At 60.9% G+C, this 20,710-nt stretch carries 21 protein-coding genes and 1 pseudogene; 10 read left to right on the top strand and 12 right to left on the bottom strand.

Features of this window, described 5'->3' with window-relative positions; all coding sequences use genetic code 11:
• Positions 1 to 3: 3 nt before the first annotated feature.
• The 3 genes from P7F28_RS26340 to P7F28_RS26330 form a co-directional block, all read right to left on the bottom strand.
• Complete coding sequence (locus tag P7F28_RS26340) at positions 4 to 363, bottom strand: STAS domain-containing protein (RefSeq protein WP_277187725.1); 360 nt, start codon at positions 361 to 363, stop codon at positions 4 to 6.
• Positions 364 to 383: 20 nt separating this feature from the next.
• Complete coding sequence (locus P7F28_RS26335; RefSeq protein ID WP_277187724.1) at positions 384 to 1,301, bottom strand: STAS domain-containing protein; 918 nt, start codon at positions 1,299 to 1,301, stop codon at positions 384 to 386.
• Positions 1,302 to 1,570: 269 nt separating this feature from the next.
• The gene (locus tag P7F28_RS26330; RefSeq protein ID WP_277187723.1) at positions 1,571 to 1,918 is read right to left on the bottom strand and encodes a response regulator; all 348 of its coding nucleotides are present in this window, start codon (positions 1,916 to 1,918) and stop codon (positions 1,571 to 1,573) included.
• Between the two features lie 282 nt (positions 1,919 to 2,200).
• Between P7F28_RS26330 and P7F28_RS26325 the strand changes: the two genes are divergently transcribed.
• The 3 genes from P7F28_RS26325 (at position 2,201) to P7F28_RS26315 (ending at position 5,102) form a co-directional block, all read left to right on the top strand.
• On the top strand, positions 2,201 to 3,574 hold the full coding sequence (locus P7F28_RS26325; RefSeq protein WP_277187722.1) for a nucleobase:cation symporter-2 family protein: 1,374 nt from the start codon (positions 2,201 to 2,203) through the stop codon (positions 3,572 to 3,574).
• 15 nt (positions 3,575 to 3,589) lie between these two features.
• Positions 3,590 to 4,441: an alpha/beta hydrolase gene (locus P7F28_RS26320; protein ID WP_277187721.1), complete on the top strand. Its 852-nt coding sequence runs from the start codon at positions 3,590 to 3,592 to the stop codon at positions 4,439 to 4,441.
• A gap of 157 nt (positions 4,442 to 4,598) precedes the next feature.
• On the top strand, positions 4,599 to 5,102 hold the full coding sequence (locus P7F28_RS26315; RefSeq protein WP_277187720.1) for a phasin family protein: 504 nt from the start codon (positions 4,599 to 4,601) through the stop codon (positions 5,100 to 5,102).
• A 38-nt stretch (positions 5,103 to 5,140) separates the two neighbouring features.
• Here the strand turns inward: P7F28_RS26315 and P7F28_RS26310 are convergent, their stop codons facing one another.
• Positions 5,141 to 5,935 (bottom strand): exodeoxyribonuclease III, encoded by a 795-nt coding sequence (locus P7F28_RS26310; protein WP_277187719.1) that lies wholly within the window; start codon positions 5,933 to 5,935, stop codon positions 5,141 to 5,143.
• Between the two features lie 312 nt (positions 5,936 to 6,247).
• Between P7F28_RS26310 and P7F28_RS26305 the strand changes: the two genes are divergently transcribed.
• Entirely contained in the window at positions 6,248 to 6,601 is a 354-nt protein-coding gene (locus P7F28_RS26305) for a DUF1778 domain-containing protein (RefSeq protein ID WP_277187718.1), read from the top strand.
• Positions 6,549 to 7,037, top strand: coding sequence for a GNAT family N-acetyltransferase (locus P7F28_RS26300; RefSeq protein WP_277187717.1), 489 nt, complete (start codon positions 6,549 to 6,551; stop codon positions 7,035 to 7,037). Before P7F28_RS26305 ends, P7F28_RS26300 begins: the two co-directional genes overlap by 53 nt.
• A 12-nt stretch (positions 7,038 to 7,049) precedes the next feature.
• Here the strand turns inward: P7F28_RS26300 and P7F28_RS26295 are convergent, their stop codons facing one another.
• Complete coding sequence (locus P7F28_RS26295) at positions 7,050 to 8,054, bottom strand: aldo/keto reductase (protein ID WP_277187716.1); 1,005 nt, start codon at positions 8,052 to 8,054, stop codon at positions 7,050 to 7,052.
• A gap of 109 nt (positions 8,055 to 8,163) precedes the next feature.
• Between P7F28_RS26295 and P7F28_RS26290 the strand changes: the two are divergent.
• Positions 8,164 to 9,083: pseudogene (locus P7F28_RS26290) on the top strand (LysR family transcriptional regulator).
• A gap of 9 nt (positions 9,084 to 9,092) precedes the next feature.
• On the opposite strand, the gene dinB reads toward P7F28_RS26290, so the two are convergent.
• Both dinB and P7F28_RS26280 read right to left on the bottom strand, forming a co-directional pair.
• Positions 9,093 to 10,262, bottom strand: a complete 1,170-nt coding sequence (gene dinB, locus P7F28_RS26285) for a DNA polymerase IV (RefSeq protein WP_277187714.1) — start codon at positions 10,260 to 10,262, stop codon at positions 9,093 to 9,095.
• A 62-nt stretch (positions 10,263 to 10,324) separates the two neighbouring features.
• A complete protein-coding gene (locus P7F28_RS26280; RefSeq protein WP_277187713.1) occupies positions 10,325 to 10,690 on the bottom strand; it encodes a hypothetical protein in 366 nt (121 codons plus the stop codon).
• Between the two features lie 219 nt (positions 10,691 to 10,909).
• Between P7F28_RS26280 and P7F28_RS26275 the strand changes: the two genes are divergently transcribed.
• Positions 10,910 to 11,092 carry a DUF3563 family protein gene (locus tag P7F28_RS26275; protein ID WP_277187712.1) on the top strand — a complete coding sequence of 61 codons (183 nt, stop codon included), beginning with the start codon at positions 10,910 to 10,912 and terminating at the stop codon, positions 11,090 to 11,092.
• An 11-nt stretch (positions 11,093 to 11,103) separates the two neighbouring features.
• Here P7F28_RS26275 and P7F28_RS26270 read toward each other — a convergent pair whose 3' ends face one another.
• Together P7F28_RS26270 and P7F28_RS26265 are read right to left on the bottom strand one after the other, a co-directional pair.
• Positions 11,104 to 11,793 (bottom strand): response regulator transcription factor, encoded by a 690-nt coding sequence (locus P7F28_RS26270; RefSeq protein WP_277187711.1) that lies wholly within the window; start codon positions 11,791 to 11,793, stop codon positions 11,104 to 11,106.
• Between the two features lie 106 nt (positions 11,794 to 11,899).
• A complete protein-coding gene (locus P7F28_RS26265) occupies positions 11,900 to 13,255 on the bottom strand; it encodes a HAMP domain-containing sensor histidine kinase (RefSeq protein WP_277187710.1) in 1,356 nt (451 codons plus the stop codon).
• Positions 13,256 to 13,574: 319 nt separating this feature from the next.
• Between P7F28_RS26265 and P7F28_RS26260 the strand changes: the two genes are divergently transcribed.
• Positions 13,575 to 15,068 carry an MDR family MFS transporter gene (locus P7F28_RS26260; protein WP_277187708.1) on the top strand — a complete coding sequence of 498 codons (1,494 nt, stop codon included), beginning with the start codon at positions 13,575 to 13,577 and terminating at the stop codon, positions 15,066 to 15,068.
• Between the two features lies 1 nt (position 15,069).
• Positions 15,070 to 15,828, top strand: a complete 759-nt coding sequence (locus tag P7F28_RS26255) for an AAA family ATPase (RefSeq protein WP_277187707.1) — start codon at positions 15,070 to 15,072, stop codon at positions 15,826 to 15,828.
• Here the strand turns inward: P7F28_RS26255 and P7F28_RS26250 are convergent.
• Positions 15,809 to 16,045, bottom strand: a complete 237-nt coding sequence (locus P7F28_RS26250) for a hypothetical protein (RefSeq protein WP_277187706.1) — start codon at positions 16,043 to 16,045, stop codon at positions 15,809 to 15,811. The two genes, P7F28_RS26255 and P7F28_RS26250, sit on opposite strands and share 20 nt — an antisense overlap.
• A 152-nt stretch (positions 16,046 to 16,197) precedes the next feature.
• Positions 16,198 to 17,985 (bottom strand): alkaline phosphatase, encoded by a 1,788-nt coding sequence (locus P7F28_RS26245; protein WP_277187705.1) that lies wholly within the window; start codon positions 17,983 to 17,985, stop codon positions 16,198 to 16,200.
• A 266-nt stretch (positions 17,986 to 18,251) separates the two neighbouring features.
• Between P7F28_RS26245 and P7F28_RS26240 the strand changes: the two genes are divergently transcribed.
• Positions 18,252 to 20,198 carry a PAS domain S-box protein gene (locus tag P7F28_RS26240; RefSeq protein WP_370467411.1) on the top strand — a complete coding sequence of 649 codons (1,947 nt, stop codon included), beginning with the start codon at positions 18,252 to 18,254 and terminating at the stop codon, positions 20,196 to 20,198.
• Here the strand turns inward: P7F28_RS26240 and P7F28_RS26235 are convergent.
• Positions 20,181 to 20,710 (bottom strand): FUSC family protein (locus P7F28_RS26235; protein WP_277187702.1); only part of this gene is annotated, 530 nt, incomplete at its 5' end. The two genes, P7F28_RS26240 and P7F28_RS26235, sit on opposite strands and share 18 nt — an antisense overlap.

Raw genomic sequence — 20,710 nt, 5'->3', positions numbered from 1 at the left:
GAGTCAGACCGCGCCGCGCCCGGACAGCAGCGCCATGCCTTTCTCGACATTCAGGGCCGTGCGCACGCCCGGCAGCGCCAGCCCGAGTTCCACCAGCGTGATGGCAACCGATGGCTGCATGCCGACCACCACGGTTTCCGCGTCGAGCACGCGCGCCATCGCCGCGGTATTGCCGATCATCCTGCCGATGAACGAATCCACCACATCGAGCGATGAAATATCGATCAGCACGCCATTCGCGCCGTCCTTGACGATTCGGCTGGTGAGATCGTCCTGCAAGGTGAGCGCGAGGCGGTCGTGCATGTCCACCTGAATGGTGACGAGCAGCAGCTTGCCCATCGTGAGAATCGGGATGCGTTCCATGCTTTATGCCTTGTCGGACATCATTCCGCGTGCTGGGCGTCGTGCGCGTCGCCGGGACGCGCGCCGCGCGGCGCTTCTTTCTGATGCGAGAGCGCCACCGACTTGCCGGTGCGCTGCAACGCGACCGTGAAGGCGGATGCGAGCGTCGCCTTGGTCGTCACGTTCGACAGATTCACGCCCAGATGCACGATGGTCTGCGCGATCTGCGGACGAATCCCGCTGATGATGCAGTCCGCGCCCATCAGCCGCGCCGCCGCGACGGTTTTGAGCAAGTGCTGCGCGACCAGCGTATCGACGGTCGGCACGCCAGTAATATCGATGATCGAAATGGCCGCGCCCGTTTCCACGATCTTCTGCAACAGGTTTTCCATCACCACCTGCGTGCGCGCAGAATCCAGCGTGCCGATCAGCGGCAGCGCCAGAATGCCGTCCCACAGTTGCACGACAGGAGTGGACAGTTCGAGCAACTCTTGCTGCTGGCGCACGATCACTTGTTCACGGCTGGCCTGGAACACTTCGGTGGTGTACAGGCCGAGTTCATCGAACAGTGTGCTGATGGTCCAGGTGAGATCGGCGAGCGTGGCCGGTTCATTGGCGAGCATCGCGCGCAGGCGCGTGAACAGCGGCTGCTTGAGCGAGAACACGAACATCGCGGTTTCGACGGGCGTAAAGCCTTGTCGGGCGCGCTGCGACGACATATCGGCGAGAAAAGCGCGCACTTCCTGCCACGCGGTCGCCTGAAAATCGACCTTTTCGGTAGTGCCGATGGCATTGACCAGCAGCGTGACGAACTGCCCGAATTGATTGCGCAGTTCCGCTTCGCCGACCAGTCCGCGCCGCGACGCAATGGCGTGCTGCTGCGTGATCCATTCGGCGAGCAAATCCGCCTGATTGCTGGTGAACAACTGGGCAAGCCGCACTCCGCCGACCATTTCCATGCCGAAATCCCTGTGTGTGTTTTAAGCGGGCCGAGCCCCGAATCCTGTGTTTTGCGCAGCTGAAACGATCCGGCGATTTGTGCCGGAGTGCGCAAAGGCGTTCGGAATGTAGCACGTCATCTCAAAAATCGACAGCCCGGGAGGCCTTGCGTGGCAAGGGATTCGCGGATTTCGCACGCTTGCTGCACACGCACATCGGGCGATCGGCAATTGCTGCCGCTCGTGCGATAAGGCATGGACAAAGTCCGGTCAAATTAGCCGGGCAAAAGTCAGCGTGTGAGGAGGAAAAGTTCGAGCGCCTGAAGGCTGATCGGCTTGAGCAAAAAGCCGTCGAATTCGGTTTCGCCGCTGCCTTCGACAAAATCCGTATGACCTGTCATAGCGATGATTCGCGCATCGCGGCTCGGGCCGGCGGTGCGAATCTGGCTGCAGATTTCGCGACCGTCGGCATCGGGTAGGGAAATGTCGAGGAAGATACGGTCGAAGCGTTCGCTGGTGGCCAGCGCAAGGCATCCGGCGCCGTCGTGCGCGACGGCCGTTTCATGCCCGAGGCCCGTCGCGATATCGACGAGTGTTTCCAGACATGCGCGGTTGTCGTCAACGAACAGCAAGTTCATCGTGACTGGCTCCTGTCCGACTTCGATGTTTTGCGCGCTGTTGCGAACGCCACGCGCGTTAGAAAGTGTAGTTGCATCGGCAGCATGCGCTCACTGCTTCGTCTGGCATCGACGGCCATTTGGCGTGATTGGCTAGGCTTGCTTTCGACAACGCAGCGCAACATGCGCCATTCGCTGCGATCCTGCGTATAGCAGCGCGAATATTTTTTTGGCCCCTGCCCGGTGCAATACTCGGACGATCCCCCCAACGAAACAGTCCGCTGATTTGCTGCCGGAGCGCACATGGCCCAGACGATTCAATCCGCCGTTCATCCCGTCGATGAAGTCCTGCCCGCAGCTCAGATGCTCGCGGTCGGCATTCAGCACGTGCTCGTCATGTATGCGGGCGCGATTGCGGTGCCGCTCATCATCGGCGCGGCGCTGAAGTTGCCGAAAGATCAGGTCGCGTTTCTGATCAGTTCCGATCTCTTCGCGTGCGGCATCGTCACGCTGATTCAATGTATCGGCGTATGGAAGTTCGGCATTCGTCTGCCGATCATCATGGGCGTCAGCTTCGCGCCTGTCGGCCCGATGGTCGCGATGGCGTCATCCGGCGCGGGCATTACCACGATCTTCGGCGCGACTATCGCGGCGGGCGTGTTCGCGGTGCTGATCGCGCCGTTCTTCGGGCGATTGATGCGCTTCTTTCCGCCCATCGTGACCGGGACGATCATTCTGACCATCGGCATGACGCTGTTTCCGGTGGCGATCAACTGGGCGGGCGGCGGGCGCGGTTCGCCCACGTTCGGCGATCCGAAAAACCTGATGATCGCAAGCGTCGTGCTGCTGGCCATTTTGCTGATCAACAAGTTTCTGCGCGGGTTTATCGCGAATATTTCGGTGTTGCTGGGCATGGTGATCGGCTTTGTTATCGCGCTGGCAAGCGGGCTGGTGAATTTCGCGGGCGTGGGTCAGGCGGCGTGGTTTGCGCCGGTGCGGCCGTTCGCATTCGGCATGCCGACCTTCGATATCGCGGCCATCGCGTCCCTGTGCCTGGTGATGGTCGTGATCATGGTGGAATCGCTCGGCATGTTCCTCGCGCTCGGCGATCTCGCGGGACGGCCGGTGGATCGGATCGCGGCGACGCGCGGCTTGCGTACGGATGGGATCGGCACGGTGATTGGCGGCATCTTCAATACATTTCCGCATTCGTCGTTTTCGCAAAACATCGGACTGGTCGGCATCACGGGCGTGAAAAGCCGCTGGGTGGTCGCGGTGTCCGGCGTGATTCTGATGCTGCTCGGCTTGCTGCCGAAGCTGTCGAATCTGATTGCATCGATTCCGGTCGTGGTGCTCGGCGGCGCGGGTATCGCCATGTTCGGAATGGTCGCGGCGACGGGCGTGAAGATTCTCAGCAAGGTCGAGTACGAGAACAAGAACAACCTGCTGATCATCGCGATCAGTCTGGGCGTCGGCGTGATTCCGCTGGCCGCGCCGACCTTCTTCGAACATATGCCGAAGTGGGCCGGACCGCTTACGCACAGCGGCATTACGCTCGCCGCCGTGTTCGCGATTCTGCTGAACGCCTTGTTCAATCGCGGAAAGAGCGCGGAAGAAGTCGGGCGCGAAATTGCATCGGATATGCCGCTTAGCCTGCATTCGCACGACGGAGACTAGTTTTAAGATGGCGGGATGATAAAACTCATCGCGATCATCGCTATCGGGCTGGCGCTTTTCTATTCGATCGCGCTGGCCGCGCTTTATTGGCTGCAAGGGCGGCTGGTTTATCCGCTCGAACAGATTCAGTCGCTGATCAATCCCGCGTTCGATGCGCGCACCGAAGCCATCACCGTCACCACGAACGACGGCTTGCAATTGACCGGCCGATACCGCGCGCCGCCCGATGATGCCGCGCCACTCGTCATGCTCTTTCACGGCAACGGCGAAGACATCACGCAGCGCGCGCATATCGCACTCGAATTGATCGATGCAGGTTACGGCGTGCTGCTCGCGGAATATCGCGGATATGCGGGCAATCCGGGCAAGCCGCACGAAGCGGGCCTGTATGCCGATGCGCTCGCGTTTCATACTTTCGCCGCCGCGCGTTCATCGTTTCTCGTTCTGCATGGTTACTCGCTCGGCTCGGGCGTGGCCGTGCAACTCGCCTCCGTCGCCCATGTCGATGCGCTGATCCTCGAAGCGCCGTATACGAGCATCGTCGAAGTCGCGGCGGCGCGCTTTCGATTGTTTCCGGTGCGCACGCTCGCGCGCGATCGATACGACAGTCTGTCGCGCATCGCATCGATCAATGTGCCTTTGCTGATTTATGGCGGCACACAGGACCGCGTCATTCCACCCCTGCATTTCCAGCTTCTTTTCGATGCAGCGCATGGTGACAAGCACGGCGACAAGCATCTCGCCATGATCGAACACGCCGATCATCTGAACGCGTGGGAAAGCGGCGGACGCGCTCATGTGATGTCATTCCTCGCCGCGCTCGACGATGCGCGCGCCACTGTTCCGACCCGACCGGGCGTGCTTTAAATTTTCCTCGATCGAGCGGGAACCGCTCGGAACCCGCTTCGTCTGAATCGATGAATTCGTCGCCTTGTCGCAGCGCATGCACGTTACCGACGTATCGTGATGAGACAGGGCCTTACCTCATTACCGATTGCATTCGACATTCACGAAGGAGCGGTCAATGTTCCAGTATCCCGGTTACCTCGCGTATCAGATTCCCTCGATGGCGCGCGCCAATCTTCAGGCGTGGCTCAATATCAGCGGCCGTTTTGCAAGCGGCGTTCAGGCGCTCGCCGATCTCAACGCGCAGACGGTGAGAAAGATGGTGGAAGAAAGCAACTCGCTGCTGCGCGCCGGCGACGAAGCCACGCCCGGCGATGTATTCGGCTGGCAATCCGTGATGGCCGCACAATTTCCGCAAAAGGCGGCATCGTACGGACAGCATGTGTTGTCGATCATCACGTCCACGGAAGCGGACATGATCGGCGAAGTGCGCAATCAGTACGAGCGCAACGGCATCAAGCTCAAGGAAATGACCGAGACGGCGGCCAGCGATATTCAGCAAGCCGCGCAGTCATCCGGCGAACTCGTCACCAATCTTGCCGATACTGCGAACGACGCGAGCGGCGTCGTGCTCGATGCAAGCGGTGAACTTGCCAAGACCACACGCAAGCGCGCGGTTTAAAGCTTAGGTGACACATGAAGCCGCCTTAACACGCGGCTTCATGCTTTCTTCTTCGCACGCCCTGTTTTCAGCGTGATCCACGTCGGCGCGTGATCGCTGGCATGCGGTTCGCCGCGCACCCATTTATCGACGCCCGCATCCTGAAGCTTCGGCACGAGATCTTTCGACAGCAATAAATGGTCGATACGCAGTCCCGAATTGGTCTGCCAGTGCTGGCGGAAATAATCCCAGAATGTATAGATGCGCTCATCCGGATACAGCTTGCGGATGGCGTCGGTCCAGCCTTGCGCGAGCAGCTTTTCGTAGGCCGCGCGGCTTTCGGGTTGCAGCAACGCGTCCTTCAGCCATGAGCGCGTGTTGTAGATGTCTTCATCGGTCGGAATGACGTTGTAATCGCCCGCGAGCACGACGGGATGCCCGCTTTTGAGCAATTTTTCCGCGTGCGCGTGAAGACGCTCGAACCACGCGAGCTTGTAATCGAACTTGGGGCCGGGCTGCGGATTGCCGTTCGGAAGATAGAGACAGCCGATCAGCAAGCCATTCACGGCGGCTTCGATATAGCGGCTGTGGGTATCGTCGGGATCGCCGGGCAGACCGCGACGCGAGAGCACCGGCTCGCTGCCCTTCGCCAGAATGGCCACGCCGTTCCACGATGCCTGACCGTGCCACAGCGCGCCGTAGCCCGCGTTGGAGATGGCATCTGCGGGAAACTGCGCGTCGGTTGCCTTCAACTCCTGCAAGCAGACGATATCCGGCGATTCGCGTTCGAGCCAGGTCAGCAGCGAGTCGATCCGCGCGCGAATGCCGTTGATATTGAAGGTCGCGATTTTCACCGTCGGCTCCTGTTTTGCGATCTCGCCGATGTTGCACGTTGCGTGCCTTGAACGCGAGACCATAAGAAATCTGCGACAGTGATGCGGACGCTTAACTTACTAGCAGCGCAATCTATACGTCTGCGAGCAAAATTGCCACCGTGTGGTGACATTTTGGCACCACACGTAGTAGAATGATGTCTCGCTGCGTCGTGCCATCCGGCAGCCGCGATGCAGTACGGAGAGACGCGTTGGTATCGTCGTCATTCAAGAAAGGGATCGCATGCGTCGTTGCCGGGGCGCCACGAACCAGATCCCGCATGAGGAAGCAACATGGCTATCAGGCACAACAGCGATGCGGAAAACACCGGTCGCGGGCGAATCACGGCCCGGTTGAGTGCAGAGAAGCAAGCGGTTCTGCAGCTCGCTGCGGATCTTTCGGGTAGCACCCTTAACCAGTTCATTGTGCAGTCGGCTCTTCAGGCTGCGGAACGGGTCATCGAGCAGGAAGAAGTCATTCGTTCTATCCAACTCACCGTGGAAGAGTCGAAGCGCTTTTTTGCACTGCTGGACGAACCGCCGAAGCCGAACGAAGCATTACAGCGAGCAATGTCGCGTCTACGGAACAAGAAGAGTGGAAGTACAGATTCGAAAGCTGTCGGCGGACGACGATCGAAATCGCTTTGATTGCGGTGTCGCTTCGCTCAATGACTGGCTGCAAAAGACCGCATCGCAGCATGAGAAGAAGAATCTGACGCGTACATATGTCGCTGTGCTGGCAGATAAACCCGATGCAATCGTCGGCTATTACGCGTTGGCAGCGACATCTATCGAAACCGAGGGAATCTCGGCGAAATCTCGACTTCCTCGCAAGGTCGCGGCGGTGCTGTTGGCGCGGCTCGCAGTCGATACAAAGCGCAAAGGCAAAGGCCTTGGCGAATACCTTCTGGCTCACGCGCTCGACACAGTAATTGTCACAGCCGAGACAATCGGCATTCAGTGCGTGGTCGTCGATGCGATCGACGACCGCGCTGCCGGTTTCTACGAGAAGTACGGCTTCGTCCGACTAACGAACGACCCATTACGCCTCGTACTTCCCGTCGCAACCATCAGCCAGGCGTAAAGACCTCGCGTCTTACCCCTTCTCACTATCCAAATGCGCCATCTGCACAGCCGCATACCGATCCCCCGCCGCCGCGCCCTTCGGCACCGCCGCTTCGATCGCCGCGCATTCCTCAGCGCTCAGCGTCACCGATAAAGCCCCGAGCGATTCCGTCAGCCGATCGCGCCGACGCGCGCCGATCACCGGAATGATCTCGTCGCCCTGCGCCAGCACCCACGCAATCGCAATCTGCGCGACGCTCACGCCCTTCGCTTGCGCGATCTTCGCCAGTGCATCGACCAAAGCGAGGTTCTGCTCGACATTGCCCGCCTGAAAGCGCGGACTCATGGTGCGGAAATCGCCTTGTTGCGCGGCGTCCTTGTTCCAGTGACCACTGATCAGACCGCGCGACAACACGCCATACGCCGTAATCGCGATTCCAAGCTCACGGCACGCCGGCAAAATCGCCTCTTCGATACCCCGCGAAATCAGCGAATACTCGATCTGCACATCGCAGACCGGATGCACCGCCGCAGCGCGCCGAATCGTCGATGCACCGACTTCCGACAGCCCGACATGCCGCACGTAACCCGCCTTGATGAGATCGCCGATCGTGCCCACGGTATCTTCGATCGGCACATTCGCATCCAGCCGCGCAGGCCGGTAGATATCGACATGATCGACGCCCAAGCGCTGCAAGGTGTACGAGAGCGAATTTTTCACCGTGTTCGGCCGTCCGTCGAAATCGATGAACTGGCCCGCCGGATCGCGCAGCGCGCCGAACTTCACGCTGAGGATGGCGGAGTCGCGGCGCGACGGCGGCGCGCTCTGCAAAGCCTCCGCGATCAACAATTCGTTGTGGCCCATGCCGTAGAAATCGCCGGTATCGAGCAGCGTGATGCCCGCTTCGAGCGCCGCGTGAATCGTCGCGATACTTTCCGCGCGGTCCGACGGCCCGTACATGCCCGACATGCCCATGCAGCCCAATCCGATCGCCGCCGTCTGCGGCCCGGTCTTGCCCAATTGACGCTGTTCCATGTTCGTTCTCCTTGACTGATGAAATCAGAAGCATGAGACGCATTATGCGAGCGAAATTCGCGTGCGATAATCCACTTCAATCCGAGTAGGCTGTACGGTCAAGCGAACAATGAACGAACCCGACCTCTCCGATCTCCACGCGTTTCTGGCCGTCGCGCGCTCGCGCGGCTTCCGGCAGGCGGCATCTTTGCGCGGCGTCTCGGCTTCTTCTCTGAGCGATGCCATTCGTCGTCTGGAAACGCGTCTCGGCGTGCGGCTGCTGAACCGCACCACGCGCAGCGTCACGCCGACCGAAGCGGGACAGCGCCTGATCGAGCGGCTCGGTCCCGCGTTCACGGAAATCGCTGGTGCGCTCGACGCCGTCAACGGCTTTCGCGACAGTCCCACGGGCACGCTGCGGCTGAACGTGCCGCGCATCGCCGCGCGCGAGATTTTGCCGTCGATCGTGCCGCGCTTTCTGGCGGCGAATCCTGGTATCACGCTCGAAATCAGCGCAACCGATAACTTTATCGACGTGCTCGCCGCAGGTTACGACGCGGGCATTCGCTACGACGAACGCATCGAGCGCGACATGATCGTGGTGCCGATCGGCCCGCGCGTGCAACGCTTCGTCGCTGCGGCCGCGCCCGCGTATCTCGAAGCGCACGGCGAGCCGAAGCATCCGCGCGAACTGGTGGATCACGCGTGTATCGCGCATCGTTTCGAGAGCGGGCGGCTGGCGGCGTGGGAATTCACGCGCGCGGGAAAGATCGTGCGGATTGCGCCGCGCGGGCCGCTGGTGACGTCGTCGATCGAATTGAGTCTGAGTGCGGCGGTGCGGGACTTGGCCTGACGTACACGTTCGAAGAGTTTCTGAGCGATGCCATCGAGAAAGGCGCGCTGGTGCCCGTGCTGAAACCGTGGTGGCAGAGTTTTCCGGGACCGTCGCTGTACTATCCGAGCCGCGCGCATATGCCGGGGCCGCTACGCGCGCTGATCGATTTTCTTCGCGCCGAAGATAGCGGCAAGAAGAAAGGTATTTCGCGTTGATATCGCGCTTCAGTAATCGAAAGGTAATTCGGTCTGCACGGCTTCGTGCGCAAGCTCGCCCTCGCCGCGTACCGAAAGCGCACTCACGCGCACGCCCAGCAGCCTTAGCCTGCGATCCAGCACAATTCGCCGCAAACACTCCGTCGCGGCGCGGCGAATTTCCACGGCATCGTCAGTCGCGACAGGCACGGTCAGATCGCGCGTCACGGTATGAAAGTCATCGAAGCGCAGTTTGATGCCCACCGTGCGCCCGACGTAGCCTTTGCGTTGCAGATCATCGGCGACGCGCTTGCACAGATCGGTGAATTTCGAGGAAAGCGTCGCGCGGTCCTGCTTCGGATGCAGATCGCGCTCGAAAGTGGTTTCGCGGCTCATCGACTTGGGCGTTGAACTGACGACGACCGGCCGCTCGTCCTGCCCTTGCGCAATCCGCGCGAGCCACGCGGCATACGTGCCGCCAAAATGCGTCTGCAAAAATCCCAGATCCGCCGATGCAATATCGCCCACGGTATTGATCCCGAGCGCCGCGAGTTTCTCGCTCGCCTTCGGTCCGATGCCGTTCACCTTGCGCGCCGCCAGCGGCCAGATGCGCGTGGGTAAATCGGCCATCGTGAGGATGGTGAGACCGTCGGGCTTATCCAGTTCCGAGCCGATCTTGGCCAGCAGCTTGTTCGGCGCAATGCAGATGGAACACGTCAGCCCCGTGGCCTCGTGCACGGCGTCCTTCATGCGTTGACCGATTTCGGCAGGCTCGCCCGGCATATCGGTCACATCGATATAAATCTCGTCGATGCCGCGATTCTCGATCTGCGACGTAAACGCCGCGACCGCCGCCTTGAACAACCGCGAGTAATGTCGATACGATTCGAAATCAGTCGGCAGCAGCACCGCGTCCGGCGCGAGTTGGGCGGCCTTCATCATGCCCATTGCCGAGAAGACGCCGAACTTGCGCGCCTCGTACGTGGACGTGGTGACCACACCGCGCCCCGCATAGTCCCGCAGCCGCCGGAACCGCCGCGTGCCATCGGGCAGTTCTTCCGGTATCGCATCGCGCCCGCCGCCGACCACCACCGGCTGCCCGCGCAACTCCGGATAACGCAGCAACTCCACCGATGCGAAAAACGCGTCCATGTCCAGATGCGCGATACGGCGCGGCGAAAGTTCGCGCGTGTCAGACATGGTGAATTCGAAAAGGCGGAAAATGCCTTACTGTACATTCATACAGTGTTTTGCGCCAGTTTTCACTCCGGCACACGCTTCTCGGCCAGCGCGCGTCGGCAATCTTCGAACACTTGCCGCACGACATCGGATTGATAGTTGAGGTCTTCACTGTCGAGGATTTCTTCGACCGCCTCGCGCGCCCAGTCAGCCTCAAGCAGCGCGCAATGACGCGTGGCGAGTTCGCGTGCTATGGCGGAAAGCTTCGCCACCGCCAGCCAGTCCGCCACCCGCTGATGCCGATCCAGCCACTTGTGCGCGGCCTGCACGTGAAACGTGGCCGCGGGCCAGTCGCCATTGAGATAGAACGCACCGAGACTGCCGCAAGTCAGCCAGCAAAGCAGTTCGATACGATCGCGGGCACTGAGAGAGAGTGGCACTTCGTTCATGGCGGCGTCTTATAAAAAGCGCTGCAATCCGTATGAAATCCCTAAGAAAGAAGATATCACGCAGTAATGCAGTGCGGCACGCCCGCATCGCAATCGAAAGGGCCTTCTCGTGCGTTGCCGAACGCTGCTCATTCGCGCCTAATTCACCCGGCCTAATCTGCTCTTCATCGACGGAACACGCGCAAACGGGCGCAAGGTTCCACTGACCGGGAGCACATCATGTTTGCCCTTTTTTCGAACCTGTTCCATTCGACCGACGACACCCACACTCACGACGCCTACTTCAGCGACTCCGCCGATCTGGCCGATCTTGAACGCCGCATGCGTCGCGTGGACGAAGAAGATCACGCGTACAGCCTGCATTTCTGCGGCTCGATTCAGCACGACCACAACAAGTTCTGAACGGTGCCGCGTTATTCCACCTTGTCGTGCGCGCCGGGCGGCTGACCAAGCATCACGGTCCAGCCAAGGCCGCGCACATTGCGAATCACGGCCGCGCCGAACTTTTTGCGCACCGAATGGATGATCACATCGACCGCGTTGCTCTCCACTTCCTTGCCCCATCCGTACAGGCGGTCTTCGAGCTGATCGCGCGAAAAGATGGTGCCGGGACGTTCCATCAGCGCGTGCATCAGCGCGAATTCCTCCGCCGACAGCACGCCCGAAGTCTCGCCGCAGGTCAGCGTGCGCTGATCGAGATTGAGGTTGATGGAGTCATCGCCGAGACGCGAGGTGGCGTAGCCCGCTTTGCGCCGCAGCACCGCGCGGATGCGGGCCAGCAGTTCGGGCATATCGAAGGGTTTGAGCAGGTAATCGTCCGCGCCGAGATCGAGACCTTGCACGCGCGTGTCGAGATCGTCGCGGGCGGTGAGAATCAGCACGGGCGTGGCGTTGCCTACAGTGCGCGCCTGCCGCAACAGTTCGATGCCGGTCATTCCGGGCAAGCCGAGATCGAGCAGCACCACCGTGTATTCGGCGGCGCTCATGGCTTCGCGGCCCGCGTGACCGTCGCGCACCCAATCGACGGCGTAGTCCGCGTCCTTGAGCGCGCGCATCAGGCTGGTGCCGATCTGCACATCGTCTTCGATCAGAAGAATTCGCATGTTTCACCTCGTCCGCAGAGCGTAATGAAACGGCACGATCGATCCTTTCTTGTTCGATTCGATCGTCGCAGCGAAAGCATTCTAAGCGGCGCGCCACGCGCTGTGTTCAGCCGTCAGTGGCGATCGGCGCAGCGTGTTCGGCAGACCGCACTTCTTCGACCGGAAAGCCGATCGATGCCACGATACCCGTCTGCCCGTCATCGCGATTCTTCAGCGTGACATCGCCGCCGTACCGCGTTGCAATCGCTTTGACGATGGACAGGCCCAGCCCGCTGCCTTCGATATCCATATTCGCGCGGAAAAAACGGTCGAATACGCGCGGCAGCGATTCTTCCGCGATGCCCGGCCCGTTATCGATGACATCGATCCATGCCATCTCGCCCTCGCGCCGCATACGCAAATCGATGATTCCGCCATTGGGCGTATAACGCACGGCGTTGGACACGAGATTTTTCACCGCCATGCCGATATCCGTTTCCAGCGCGCGTACGTGGGCATCGATCATTTCTTCGGCACCGATATCCAGACCGCGTTGCAGCGCGATCGGCAGCACATCGGCGACGGCGTTGGTGACGACTTCGGCCAGATCGACGCGCGTCATCGGATTGCCGTCGATCGGCGCATCCGCGCGCGCCAGCCGCAAAAGCTGCTTGATGAGCTTGCTGCTGCGCGCAATGCCATGGCGCAACTCCTGAAAGCGATCCTGATTGCTGGCGACGATATGCGGCGCGAGATTATCGGCCTGCAATTGCAGCGCGGTCAGCGGCGTGCGCAGTTCGTGCGCGGCGTCCGCAATGAACTTGCGCTCGGCTTCGATGGAACGCGCGAGACGCTCGATCATCGTGTTGATCGAATGGATGAAGGGCGCGATTTCGTCAGGCACGCCGCGCGTGGGCAGCGCTTCGAGATGGCCGGCGTCGATCGCCTGCACCTGAAGGCCCAGCCGATTGAGCCGCCGCAACGAGCGCCGCACCACGAACACCACGGCGATCCACATCAGCGGTAACAGCACGGCGATGGGCCACAGCGTCATCGCGGCGTTTTCCTGCGTCAGTTCGCGCCGCACCGACGAGCGCTGCGCGACCTGAATGGTCATGGTCGGGTCCTGACGCGTGTAGATGCGCCAGCTTTCGTCGTTGACGGAGGAATTGGAAAAGCCTGCTTTGGCGTCGCGTGGAAAATGCAGCGAGGGATCGGTCGAGCGGAACGGCAGCGATTCGCCCGTTTTCCAAATGACGATCACCACATCGCGATCATCCTGCGAACCGCGCGCGGGATTCTGCGGAATAGCTTCGGCGAAACCGTCGCGCAGTCGGGTTGCGACCTGCTCCAGACGCAGATCGAGCAGCGCGCTCATACCCGCCTGCGAGAGCTTGTACGAACTGACGCCCTGCACGACACCGATCACGCTCACCAACATGCCGAGCGCGACGACGAGTTGATTCCTCAGCGATTTGATCATTCGGGTCCGCAGCGTGGAGAAGGGAGCAAGCGATTGATTCCGCTTGATTCTACTCGTGGGCTTCGGCTCAGAAAAAGGCATGAAATGCGCAGTATAGAAGAAAAAATGCGCCGATCCCGGGTCCTGGAACCGGCGCAAAAGTTGAGGAGATTACGGGTGTGGAGCGGGCTATTGACACGAATTACCGCCGCCCGTCCACGACAACAAGGCTAGTCGCGGAGAATTAGGTTTGAATGAGGACGCTGATATCGTTATCAGCAGCGCGGCGGACATCGGGCTAACATTGCACTTTGCGCAATATTCCCTCTCCCCGAGCCGCATGTCACAGCCCAGAAAAACCGTCCGTCCGCTCGTCATCGCCGCGGTGATGTCGTCCATGGCGATGGTCGCGATCGAAGCCACCATCGTCTCAACCGCCATGCCGCAGATCGCCACACAACTCGGCGGCCTCAATCTGTATAGCTGGGTTTTCTCGTCGTTCCTGCTGACGCAGACAGCGCTGACCGTGGTTTTCGGCAAACTATCCGACCTTTACGGACGCAAACCCGCGCTGCTCGCGGGCATCGCCATCTTTCTGATCGGCTCGATTCTCGCGGGCTTCGCCTGGTCGATGCCGGCGATGATCGTCTTCCGCCTGATTCAGGGCATCGGCGCGGGCGCGATTCAGCCGGTCGCGCTCACCGTGGTCGGCGATCTGTACCCCGCGCGCGAACGCGGCAAGGTGCAGGGCTATCTCGCCAGCGTCTGGGCAATCGCCGCCGTGCTCGGACCGATGGTCGGCGGTCTGCTCATCAAACACCTTTCGTGGGCGTGGATCTTCTGGATCAACATTCCGATCGGCATTCTGGCCGCGGCGCTGTTCGTGCTCTTTCTGCATGAAGAAAAGCGCCACGCGCGACCGGCGATCGACTTCGGCGGCGCGATCTTTTTCACCACCGCCGTCGCCTCGCTGATGATGGCGCTCACCGACGCCGGCCACGAAAGCAACGCGCGCGTCGGCGTGGAACTGGCGGTGCTGATCGCGAGTTGCGTGCTGTTCGTACGCCAGGAACGCCGCGCCGCCGATCCGATGATCTCCTTCGCGCTGTGGTCGCACCGGCCGATTGCATCGAGCAATATCGCCACGCTGCTCGCCGGCATGGCGATGATGGGCCTCACCACCTTCCTGCCGATGTACGTGCAAGGCGTGATGCATCGCACGCCGGTGCAAGCCGGTCTCGCCCTCACGATGATGATGATCGGCTGGCCGAGCGGCGCGACGTTCACTTCGCGCATGTTCACGCGTATCGGCTTGCGGCGGCTGTTGATGATCGGGCCGGTGTTCATTCCGCTCGGCGCGTTGCCGTTCGTGCTGCTCACGCCGCAGTCGAGTCCGGTGTGGGCGGGAATCGGCTCGGCCGTGTTGGGCGTCGGCATGGGCATTACGAGCATTTCCTGCCTGATCCTGATTCAGGAAATCGTCAAGCCGCAGGAACGCGGCGCGGCGACGGCATCGAATCTGTTTTCGCGCAATCTGGGCAATACGCTCGGCGCGGCCGTGTTCGGCGCGGTGCAGAATTACGGCCTCACGCACGTGAGCGGCGGGCCGTCCGTCAGCGCGGATCAATTGAAGCAATTGCTCACCGGCGTAGCGGGCGATTTCGTCGCCAATTCGGAGATTCGCGCAGCGCTGCATCACGCGCTGCATATGACCTTCACGTCGATGTTCGTGATCGCATTGGGCGCGGTCTTCGCCATGTTGTTCATGCCCGCGATCAATATCGGCATGAACAAGACGGTCGAAAAAGTGGACACGGCAAGCGCCTTGCACTGACATGCTATCGACTCAGTTCATCAGCCGCATTTCGCTCCTGCGCGACAAAGCGCCTTCCTTCGATGCCTATCCGTTTTCGCTGCCCGCCGTGCGCGCACTCGATATGCTGGAGCCGCATCCGAAGGTGACGTTCTTTGTCGGCGAAAATGGCTCGGGCAAGAGTACGTTGCTCGAAGCGATTGCGGTATCGATGGGCTTCAATCCGGAAGGTGGCACGAAGAATTTTCGCTTCGGCACGCGTTTGTCGCATTCGGTGCTGCATGAATATCTTCGGATTGCAAAAGGTTTCAGAAAGCCGCGCGATGGCTTCTTTCTGCGCGCGGAAAGCTTCTTCAACGTCGCCACGGAAATCGAAAATCTCGACGATGGACCGGGCTTCGGGCCGCCGGTGATTGCGTCGTATGGCGGCAAGTCGCTGCACGAACGCTCGCACGGCGAATCGTTTCTCGCGCTGTTGATGGAGCGCTTCGGCGGACAAGGGCTTTATCTACTCGATGAACCCGAAGCGGCGCTCTCACCGCAGCGTCAACTCGCGGCGCTGGCGCGCATCAATGATCTCGTGAACGACGGCTCGCAATTCATCATCGCCACGCATTCGCCCATTCTGATGGCGTATCCCGATGCGTGGATTTACGAGTTCACGGAAAGCGGCATCGCGCGCGTCGCGTATGAAGAGACGGAGCACTTCAAGGTGACGCGCGCGTTTCTCGCCAATCCCGAACGCATGCTGCGCGAATTGTTCAGTCCTGAGCCTGAATAAGCGCGCTCGAATGCTGGACTTTTGCGACGTGGACTTCGCTCGCATCGCTGGCGTCGGGTGCGGCTTTGGCGGCGTCGGAATTGATCGTCTGAAGGTTCAGCGCGGTCGGTGAGCCTTCGGCATCGAAATACTGATCGGGACCGTGAATGGTGGCAAGAAAGTAGCACGCGACGGCCATCGCGGCTACGAAGAGAACGCCCATTACTTTGCTGAACATGTTAGTGCTCCAGAGGTTGGAAGAATGCACTTCGTAAGCCTCGTTGCACTGCCTGCCACAGCAAACGATCTGCGAAATGTCCACGCAGTCTAGGCGCGGTTTATCGCGTTGAAATCCCTTCTAAAGTGCGGATCGCTTAGTGGGGACAACGATCAGACGTTATCCTGAACCGCCACCGATACCGCGCCTGCGTTGATCGTCAATCGCGTACGTTTCGCCAGCGGCGATGCGGGCGCGCTGCCATCCGAATTCAGAAACTTGACCTTGTTGAAAATAGCGATGAACTGCGTCGGCGTGACCGTCGCCGACGCATAGCCGATCCCGTCATGATCCGCATACAGCATATCGGGATTATTTTGCTGTACGAAGGTATCGAAGAATGCGGACGACGTGATCAGCGACGACAACGGCTGTCCCGCCGAATACGTCTTCACGTCCTCGAAAAACGGCTGGCTGCTGATGCCCGCCGACATCAGATCGATCATCACCGGCGTGCCGATCGCGGGATTCGGCACATCGCGCACGATACCCGCCTGAAACGCGTGCAGATCGCCGGTAATCGCCACGAGATTCGTGATGTTCTGCGCCTTCACGTATGACTTCAAATCGGCTTTGTGCGAGGGATAACCGTCCCACGCGTCGCAATCGAGCACGAAGACCACGTTGTTCGGCGCGGGCGCGAGCGAAGTCAGATCGAGCCACATGCGGTTCATCATCACTTCGTTGCCCCATACCTTCCAGATCGATGTCGATGCCTTCAGCGTGTCTTTCCACCACTGCGTCTGCGTCGGACCGAAGATGGACGGCACGCGGCCCAGACGCTGCGTATCAATTGCTTCGAACTGCGAAAGAACGGTCTGCGGCACGAAGTAACGCGAGCCGACCAGATCGTTGCCATTGACCGGATCGTGTCCGAGCGCGGTGGCGATCGCCGCTTCGCTGACCACGTGATCATCGCGATACAGCCGCTCGTCGGTCATGACCAGATGAATCAGCGAGCCGAAGTGAAAGTCGCGGTAAATGCGGATATTGTCGTAAGCCGCATTGTTCAGATCGAACGATACATCGCCCCAATCCACCGGCAGCCATTCCGCCCACGCCTGATTCGCGTTGCGGCGGCGCGCGGTCTGCTGAAGGTTGGCGTTCGTGTAGGTCTGGTGATCCTGCCAGCAATCGTCGGAAAATTCGTGATCGTCCCAGATGGCGATCACCGGAAAGCTCGCGTGAATCTTCTGCAAACGCGCGTCGCCGCGATAGGTGCGATAGAGCGTGCGGTAATCGTCGAGCGTGTTGGCATACGTGCCGCCGCTCGGCAACGTGATGGTCGGATGCGCGGGTTCCACCGTGCCCGCCGCCGCCACGAAATTCGCTTCGTAGATGTAGTCGCCAAGATGCACGACGAAGTCGAGATCGGTTTCGGCGGCGAGCAGGTTCATCGCCTGCCAGTGGTTCGCGCTCCAGTTCTGGCACACGAACCAGGCGAAACGCAGTTGCGGCACGTTATCCGTCGCTGCGGGCGCGGTTTTCGTGGCGCCCGTTGCGCTGATATCGCTACCCGCGATAAATCGATAGTAGTACGTTGTTTTCGCCGTCAAACCCGTGACCTTGGCGCGCACCGTGAAGTCGTAATCCGATATCGCGCTCAAGGGCACGCTCGCCGCGAGTTGCGAGAAGTCGGGCATCGGCGAAACCTGCAGGGTCACGGCGACGGGCGCAGTGCTGCCCGCCTTCGCTACGCAGCGTGTCCAGAACACGGCGGAGACATCGCGCGGATCGCCACTAGCCACGCCTTGCGGAAACGCGTTGGTGCCAACGGGCGGTGGCGGCGTGCCGCCCGAACCGTTATCGTCGTCATTGGAGTGATGGCAGGCGGTGAGTGTGCCGGACGCGGCCGCGACCGTGTAGAACGTGGACAGCGAGAGAAAACGTCGACGATCCATGTCAGCCTCCGTCAAAGAAGCACAAGGACGCGTGAACGCGCTGGATGCGTCGAGCGTGAAACTCGACCGATAAGCGGCTCGTCGTGCTGGCGTAAGCTTACAAGCTATGAATCGAAGGGAATGGTGTCAAGAAACGTTTGCGTGACATCGCCGTTTCCAACGTTTCGCGCATCGAAACAATCGTCTGAAAAATGCTCGCTCGCTGATTCGGACAGCGGCTACACTCGAAGTCTGTCCCCTGAATTTACGCGTCGCCGATCGAAACTATGACCACACAAAGATCAGTCTCCGCGCCGCAAACCCCGATGAGCGACGCGCAATATCACGCGCTGGTGGACGCCATCGAAGACTGCGCGATCTTCATGCTCGACCTGAATGGCTGCGTGGCAAGCTGGAACACCGGCGCACGCAGAATCAAGGGCTATGAAGCGCACGAGATCATCGGACAAAACTTTTCGCGCTTTTATCCGGCGGAAGCGGTGGCGCGCGGCTGGCCCGATTACGAACTGAAGCAAGCCTTCGCCACAGGCCGTTTCGAAGACGAAGGCTGGCGCGTACGACGCGATGGCTCGTTATTCTGGGCGAATGTGGTGATTACCGCCGCGCGCGACGTGAACGGCAAGATAATCGGTTATGCGAAATGTACGCGCGATCTCACCGCCAAACGCGCCGAAGAAGAGAAGCTGCGCCAGTCCGAGGAACGCTTCCGGCTGATGGTGGAAAACGTCAGCGATTACGCCATTTTCATGCTCGATCCCGATGGCAACATCACAAGCTGGAACACGGGCGCGATGCGGATCAAGGGCTATCAGCCATCGGAAGTGCTGGGCAAACACTTCTCCATTTTCTATTGCCCCGAAGACCTCGCCGCCAATCTGCCGGCGATCGAATTGCAGACGGCCATTCGTGCGGGCCGCATCGAAATGGAAGGCTGGCGCGTGCGCCGCGACGGATCGCTGTTCTGGGCGAGCGTCGTGATTACCGCTGTGTACGACGAGCATCGCGTATTGCGTGGCTTTGCGAAAGTCACGCGCGATATGAGCGAGCGCAAGCGGCTCGAACAACTGGAGGCGTCGTCGCAGCGCATCAGCGAATTTCTGGCGACGCTCGCGCACGAGTTGCGCAATCCGCTCGCGCCCATGCGCAATGCCATCGGCGTGATGCAGATGGACCACGCACTCGCGCCGCATCTGACGGCGTGCCGCGACATCATCGACCGGCAGACATCGCATCTCGGGCGGCTCGTGGACGATCTGCTCGATATGGGCCGCATCACGACCGGCAAGATCGAATTGCGGATGGCGCGCACGGAGCTGAGCGAGATTGTTACGCGCAGCATCGAACTGGTGCGTCCGATGGCGGACGAGCGCGCGCAGCAAATCATCACGACGCTGCCGGATGAAGCGCTTACGCTGCTGTGCGACAGCACGCGGCTCGTGCAGGTCGTGCAAAACCTGCTGAACAACGCATCGAAATTTTCGCCGAACGGCAGCCGCATCACGATTACCGCCGTGCGCGAGCACAACGCGCTGCTGCTCAAAGTCAGCGATACAGGACGCGGCATCTCGCAGAAAGGCCTCACGTCCATCTTCGATTTGTTCGTGCAGGAAGATCAGTATCTGAATCCGGGCGAAGCGGGATTGGGTATCGGACTGACGCTGTGCCGGTCGATCGTCGAGATGCACGGCGGATCGATCACGGCGGCGAGCGCGGGCGCGCATCAGGGCAGCACCTTCACCGTGCGCCTGCCATATCCGCTGGCGGACGATCGTTCGACGCGCCGCGCCACGCTGAACGAAAGCGGCGCGGCGGGCGTTGCGGGCACGCTGCGCGTCGTCGTCATCGACGATAACCGCGATTCCGCCGATAGCCTCGCCATGCTGCTGCAACTGAAAGGGCACGATGTGCGGATCGCTTATCACGGCAAGGAAGGCGTGGACGTGGTGCGGCATTTTCCGCCCGATCTGATTCTGCTCGATCTGGCCTTGCCCGATATGGACGGCTACGCGGTGCTGCGCGCGCTTCGCATGCAGCGGCTGCACGGGCACGCGTTCGTGGCGGCAATGACCGGATTCGGTCAGGAAAGCGATAAGGAACGCTCGGCGCAGGCGGGCTTCGATGCGCATCTCGTCAAGCCAGTCGATTTCGACAAGCTCGACGCGGTGATCGGCATGGCGATCGATCGAAACACGCCTTCAGCGGACCACGCGTAGCGGAAACACGAAGCGCGCCGCGATCAGACCGAGCGCGCCGCCGAGCAACGTTTCCCACGCGCGCGCGGCCAGCAGCGGCACGGAATGAATGCCGCTCGCGGCCATCGTCACGATCAGCGCGAAGGCGAACGCACCGCAGGCGATGTCGTATCGCTCGGGCAAGGCCATGGCGTAGACGATCATCGCGAAGGCGGCGAACGCCCAGACCAGCAGCGGCGCGTGCTCCGCGAGCGGCAGACACGCGAGGCCGATCGGCACGGCGACCAGCGTTCCGTAGATGCGGCGGCGCACGCGCTCCGCCGTCCCGACCGCCGATGTCGCCACCACGTACACACACGCGGTGATCGCCCACGCCGATTCCGCCAACCCGATCGTCGCGTTGAGAAGCACCACGATCAGCGAGCCGCACGCCGCCTGCAAACCCATCACGAATGCGGGCGATACCGCGCCGCGCCCGTACGCCGGTTCGGATGCCAGCGCGGGCAGCACGATCGGATGCTCGGCGGGTCCGC

This window comes from Caballeronia sp. BR00000012568055 (assembly GCF_029439455.1).
Classification (GTDB): Bacteria; Pseudomonadota; Gammaproteobacteria; order Burkholderiales; family Burkholderiaceae; genus Caballeronia.
Note: the sequence above shows the minus strand (reverse complement) of the source record. Positions and strands in the feature narration are given on the sequence as shown.

Bases quoted from the DNA above. Each gene is read 5' to 3' on its own strand.
- P7F28_RS26340 (WP_277187725.1), bottom strand. From the start codon at position 363: ATGGAACGCATCCCGATTCTCACGATGGGCAAGCTGCTGCTCGTCACC.
- P7F28_RS26335 (WP_277187724.1), bottom strand. From the start codon at position 1,301: ATGGAAATGGTCGGCGGAGTGCGGCTTGCCCAGTTGTTCACCAGCAAT.
- P7F28_RS26330 (WP_277187723.1), bottom strand. From the start codon at position 1,918: ATGAACTTGCTGTTCGTTGACGACAACCGCGCATGTCTGGAAACACTC.
- P7F28_RS26325 (WP_277187722.1), top strand. From the start codon at position 2,201: ATGGCCCAGACGATTCAATCCGCCGTTCATCCCGTCGATGAAGTCCTG.
- P7F28_RS26320 (WP_277187721.1), top strand. From the start codon at position 3,590: ATGATAAAACTCATCGCGATCATCGCTATCGGGCTGGCGCTTTTCTAT.
- P7F28_RS26315 (WP_277187720.1), top strand. From the start codon at position 4,599: ATGTTCCAGTATCCCGGTTACCTCGCGTATCAGATTCCCTCGATGGCG.
- P7F28_RS26305 (WP_277187718.1), top strand. From the start codon at position 6,248: ATGGCTATCAGGCACAACAGCGATGCGGAAAACACCGGTCGCGGGCGA.
- P7F28_RS26295 (WP_277187716.1), bottom strand. From the start codon at position 8,054: ATGGAACAGCGTCAATTGGGCAAGACCGGGCCGCAGACGGCGGCGATC.
- dinB (WP_277187714.1), bottom strand. From the start codon at position 10,262: ATGTCTGACACGCGCGAACTTTCGCCGCGCCGTATCGCGCATCTGGAC.
- P7F28_RS26280 (WP_277187713.1), bottom strand. From the start codon at position 10,690: ATGAACGAAGTGCCACTCTCTCTCAGTGCCCGCGATCGTATCGAACTG.
- P7F28_RS26275 (WP_277187712.1), top strand. From the start codon at position 10,910: ATGTTTGCCCTTTTTTCGAACCTGTTCCATTCGACCGACGACACCCAC.
- P7F28_RS26270 (WP_277187711.1), bottom strand. From the start codon at position 11,793: ATGCGAATTCTTCTGATCGAAGACGATGTGCAGATCGGCACCAGCCTG.
- P7F28_RS26265 (WP_277187710.1), bottom strand. From the start codon at position 13,255: ATGATCAAATCGCTGAGGAATCAACTCGTCGTCGCGCTCGGCATGTTG.
- P7F28_RS26260 (WP_277187708.1), top strand. From the start codon at position 13,575: ATGTCACAGCCCAGAAAAACCGTCCGTCCGCTCGTCATCGCCGCGGTG.
- P7F28_RS26255 (WP_277187707.1), top strand. From the start codon at position 15,070: ATGCTATCGACTCAGTTCATCAGCCGCATTTCGCTCCTGCGCGACAAA.
- P7F28_RS26250 (WP_277187706.1), bottom strand. From the start codon at position 16,045: ATGTTCAGCAAAGTAATGGGCGTTCTCTTCGTAGCCGCGATGGCCGTC.
- P7F28_RS26245 (WP_277187705.1), bottom strand. From the start codon at position 17,985: ATGGATCGTCGACGTTTTCTCTCGCTGTCCACGTTCTACACGGTCGCG.
- P7F28_RS26240 (WP_370467411.1), top strand. From the start codon at position 18,252: ATGACCACACAAAGATCAGTCTCCGCGCCGCAAACCCCGATGAGCGAC.